A 224-nucleotide genomic window follows, 5' to 3' on the forward strand; every position below is an offset into this window, starting at 1 on the left:
GGATCATTGAGTCCAGTAGGTGGAGTCATGCCGGTATCGTCGTAGGTAACGTCATATTTAATTGTCAGCCCGAGTTCTGGTTTGAAATCCACACCATTTGTCAGGATTTGAGCACCTCGAAAACTGTTAATATCTGTCCGAATGTTCTGAACTACTTCCGTAAGGAAGTACGGGTCGAGTACGTTTGCCATTTATGTTGTTCCCCCTTATACAAAGTAGCAAAG

The 224-nt window shown here is 43.8% G+C and carries 1 pseudogene; it reads right to left on the reverse strand.

Annotated features, from left to right (window positions below):
* Positions 1-191: pseudogene (locus C161_RS27135) on the reverse strand (major capsid protein); the annotation flags it as partial.
* Positions 192-224 lie beyond the last annotated feature (33 nt).

The sequence above is a fragment of the Paenibacillus sp. FSL R5-192 genome, assembly GCF_000517845.1.
Classification (GTDB): domain Bacteria; phylum Bacillota; class Bacilli; order Paenibacillales; family Paenibacillaceae; genus Paenibacillus; species Paenibacillus amylolyticus.